The organism is Vibrio sp. Vb0888 (genome assembly GCF_033338835.1).
GTDB classification, from domain to species: domain Bacteria; phylum Pseudomonadota; class Gammaproteobacteria; order Enterobacterales; family Vibrionaceae; genus Vibrio; species Vibrio alginolyticus.
In genome coordinates this window covers 1-1,056 of record NZ_JAWOTL010000324.1, presented here as the reverse complement: position 1 = coordinate 1,056, position 1,056 = coordinate 1, and the positions used below count along the sequence as shown (strand labels likewise).

1 protein-coding gene is annotated in these 1,056 nt (G+C 40.1%); it reads left to right on the top strand.

All coding sequences use genetic code 11. The features are described from left to right. Positions 1–539: 539 nt before the first annotated feature. Positions 540–1,055 carry a superoxide dismutase family protein gene (gene sodC, locus R7P72_RS25990; protein WP_005462859.1) on the top strand — a complete coding sequence of 172 codons (516 nt, stop codon included), beginning with the start codon at positions 540–542 and terminating at the stop codon, positions 1,053–1,055. Position 1,056: the final 1 nt, after the last annotated feature.

Here is a 1,056-nt window from a genome sequence, read left to right as displayed (position 1 = left end):
CGATCCTTGTCGGAAATTAGCCATATTATTAATTTTTAAACGCGTAACTATCTGTTACTAAAACATTATTACCTATTCAAACCAGACTTTAATTTTTTACTCTGCCATTAAGTGACTTTAGTTCCACTTTTTTAGCTTATTTGATGACATAAGCAACAGTTTCGCTTCCAACCAATAAACAACTGAATACATATTAAAATATTCATTAAATTGACTATTTTTATGATAAACGCTTAATAATAGTTTTATCTATAAACAAACAGTGAGCTTTGTTATAAATTCATTAAAAATTTAACTTTGTATTAATTAGAAAATTCAGCGTCATATTTGTTCAACTGCGACTATTCTTTTTATAACCACGTAATCTCAATATGTTAAGTTTCATAAAATGGCTTGATGTTTAAATGAACAGTTAATTTTTAGACCATATATAGCGAGATCTAAAGTAGTTCAAACAAATGTACGGTCTAACTCTTAGCTGCGAGAACAAATCACTTGGATATACGCTCAAATGAATACTTTATAAAGAAGGAAATCGCATGTTAAAAGGATTGCTGTGCATCTCAGCGGCGGCTGCTTTCGTGATGACACCAAACGCGTTGGCCCAATCAATCACCATGACCGATTTGGGTACTAACCAAGCCGTCGGTACGGTGGAATTATCAGAGAGTGACTACGGAATTGTATTCACGCCGAATCTGTCAGGAATTCCTGCCGGACTACATGGCTTTCACGTCCACGCTAACCCATCCTGTGACAGTGCAGAAAAGGACGGTAAAACCGTAGTAGGTGGCGGTGCGGGCGGCCATTACGACCCAGACAATACTGGCCAACATGGTTTTCCATGGACCGATGGCAACCATCTTGGCGATCTGCCAGCGTTGTACGCCGACATGGAAGGAAACGCCAACCAACCGGTTTTAGCTCCGCGCCTCAAAATGTCGGATTTAAAAGGCAGAGCCTTGATGATTCATGCTGGTGGGGACAATCACTCGGATCAACCAGCCAAATTAGGTGGCGGCGGTGCGCGCATTGTGTGTGGCGTGATCGACTAAA